The following is a 2,796-nucleotide window of genomic DNA, read 5'->3' as shown; positions in this document are numbered from 1 at the left end:
AAAAAAACGCAAAAAACCAAAATTAGTTTTCCTTTTCGTCTTTATTTCCAGCAATTATTTGCTACTGATATCTACGTAAAATTTATCAACCCCTTAAGCTTTTGGCGCAGATACAGAATTAACCATTTAGAAACCTGTCGAGAAATTGATACAGCTCGGTATTTAGAAGGCTGTAACCAATTAGAATGGCAATCAAAGAAATTACCAAATCATAAATCTAGCAAAAGCATCAGCAAAATCTCTACAGAGCGAAATATCTCTTGGAAAAACACAGCGCAAAATAAGGTTTTAATTTCTCAACCTAGTTTTGAGCTCAAGTATCGTGGTGTTACTTATCGTAGCAACAGAATAGTAGCGGTAAACGCCAATCAAATTGAGATCAAATCCGAGCTATTGACTTCAGATAGCGCAAAACAACTTCCTAGGTCAAATAAGAACAATAGTTCTCAAAAATCAAACAATATTTCTTAAATTAAATCAATAAAGAAATAATAGATTAATGATCCTCACAAGTTCTTCAAACTTTGTACATAGTCTGAAACTAGACAAAGAAAAAAGCCAATTTTCATAAATTACTTGCTTGATGGGAATTTTAGGAGACGATCTCAATGAATGAACAAAGTAAAATTTGGTGTCCAGCTATTGAATTAAACGAAACCAGTCAAAATTTAATTCTTAAAGCAGAAGTTCCAGGAGTTGAAATTAATCAATTGAATATTCATGCGGAAACTGAGTCTATCTCAATTGCGGGAATTCACGACCGACATAAATCCACAGCCGAAAAAGAGTTAATTCCTTCTCAACTTCATTACGGACAGCTTCAATGTCAAATTCCTTTACCAGTAAAAATTCAAGTAGAAGGAGTTAGCGCAGAGCTTATTGATGGAGTTCTCCATATTACTATGCCTAAAACAAATGTAGCGAGCGCGGTTAATTCTTAAATTAATCGTTTGTTGTAATCAATAACGAGCGTAGGTTTTTCTGTCAATTGAAGGACAACCTTTAAACGAAAATTATCCTTTTGGAGGTGAAGGATTACTATTAGAATATCCCCTAACAAGACAAAACTACTTTACCAAGAATTTCCTAAGTGAATAATTACTAGTCAAAGAGGCCAAAAATATGAAAATTTTCCAATGGCTACAAGATACAGTTCAATCTATCTGGAATGATGTTTCTGGGCTTTTTAAACCTACAAATGATGATTACCCGAAAGCTGGAGTACAGCCCTTTGAAGGTGAACCTTGTGATGATAAATAATAATCAGAGTTGATCTGCCATGAATAAGCTAGTGGAAATATCTTACTTTCCGCTAGTTTTTTCTTTTGTTTTTGTTAGAGGAAATAAGAAACAGCGATGCCTAAATAGTTTTAAAAAGGCATTTCCATTTCAATACTTGAGGAATAATCTCCGTCAGTATCAATATCTGCATCAATATTTACCGAAGCTTCACCCGCATCTACTTTCCAAGAAGCACGACCCCCTGTGAACTCAGTTTGATCGTCAACATTGGCTTGTAGCTTTACAGAACCGATGCCAATATCTGTTTTGAGATTGATACTTCCTCCAGTGAAATTAGTTTCCTGGTTAAATTTACCATTTACTCCAATTGAACCAAGAAAGGTTTTGGCTTCCCAAGAAGCACGACCCCCCGTAAACTCAGTTTCACGATTGACATTAGCTCTTACATTCATAGAGCCAATACCAATATTTGTTCCGAAATCGATGCTTCCTCCAGTTATATTAGTACTCTCATCAAAATTACCACGTACCCGAAACGAACCAAGAGCGGTTTTTGTTTTCCAAGAAGCATTACCCCCTGTGAAGTCAATTTGATCCCCAAAATTGACATTAAAATTCATAGTCCCGATGTCAGTATCCTTTTTCCAGAATGCATCCGCTCCTCTTAAATGAGCCTCCCCATCAAAGTTACCATTCATTCCCACAGAACCCAAAAAAGAGTCTGTCCCCCAAGAAGCACTTCCAGGAGTAAAAGCAGTTTCTTCTTGCCCATTATCATTAACACTGATGGGAGCAAGATTGGTAGCGGTATTTCCTTGGGAACTATTTTCTATAGTAAAATTGTCCTGTTTCTCTGTGACTGTTAGTCTTATGGGAGTATGGAAGGCAACCCTACTTTGAGAAATGCCCCTACTCTCGCGTTCCCTTGGGTCGGGACTGATTCGGTCTTTGTACGTCGGAACTCGTACGCCCTGTCCTGTCCTCGGCAATTCGAGCATTCCCTTGCGCCTGACGGCGACGCGGGGTCTCGAAGCGGGGTCGCTCGTCAAATTAACCTGTTTGGCTATATCTCTTCCGTTCTGAGGATTCCCCAGAAAAGTATTCGCGTTTTGAGAAATACTCTTGCTTCCATTAGCCACATTCTGAAAATTGCCATTTAGCTGAACTGGCTCCAGAAAGGTAATTTGTGTTTCAAGAAGCATTGCTGTTTCTATTAGCCACATAACAATCAAAGTTTATTTAGTAGGTAGATAGATCGATCTAACTAGATTTTACTAAAATTGCTAGTGCTACTGCTTAGAAGTTATGAATTAATTGAGCTAGTTTCAAGAATTGTTATAAGTTAATTATGGTACTAACCAACTTGGGCGTTGCTGATTTAGCGAACGAGTGCGCGACGCGTCCTAAAGGATACCGCTTCGCATAAAGCTAGTCCTTTAGGGGTCTTGGGCGGGGCTTACAAGTTCTGCCGTGAAACGACAGAATCAGCCCCTTGGGTTTCCCTCAATGAGCAACTCGTTCAAGACAGGTATGAAACCGATAGTAATACTGTTC

At 38.3% G+C, this 2,796-nt stretch carries 4 protein-coding genes; 3 read left to right on the top strand and 1 reads right to left on the bottom strand.

Going from position 1 to position 2,796, the window contains the following annotated elements:
* The 3 genes from H1P_RS36930 to H1P_RS32530 form a co-directional block, all read left to right on the top strand.
* The coding region (locus H1P_RS36930) for a hypothetical protein (RefSeq protein WP_186376285.1) at positions 1-471 on the top strand (471 nt) is incomplete at its 5' end.
* 137 nt (positions 472-608) lie between these two features.
* Entirely contained in the window at positions 609-941 is a 333-nt protein-coding gene (locus H1P_RS32535) for an Hsp20/alpha crystallin family protein (RefSeq protein WP_144875507.1), read from the top strand.
* A 181-nt stretch (positions 942-1,122) separates the two neighbouring features.
* A complete protein-coding gene (locus H1P_RS32530; RefSeq protein ID WP_144875505.1) occupies positions 1,123-1,260 on the top strand; it encodes an isochorismate synthase in 138 nt (45 codons plus the stop codon).
* Between the two features lie 110 nt (positions 1,261-1,370).
* Here the strand turns inward: H1P_RS32530 and H1P_RS32525 are convergent, their stop codons facing one another.
* Positions 1,371-2,465, bottom strand: coding sequence for a hypothetical protein (locus H1P_RS32525; RefSeq protein WP_144875503.1), 1,095 nt, complete (start codon positions 2,463-2,465; stop codon positions 1,371-1,373).
* Positions 2,466-2,796 lie beyond the last annotated feature (331 nt).

The sequence above is a fragment of the Hyella patelloides LEGE 07179 genome (assembly GCF_900659865.1).
Lineage (GTDB): Bacteria > Cyanobacteriota > Cyanobacteriia > Cyanobacteriales > Xenococcaceae > Hyella > Hyella patelloides.
This window is presented reverse-complemented; position numbering and strand designations above follow the sequence as displayed.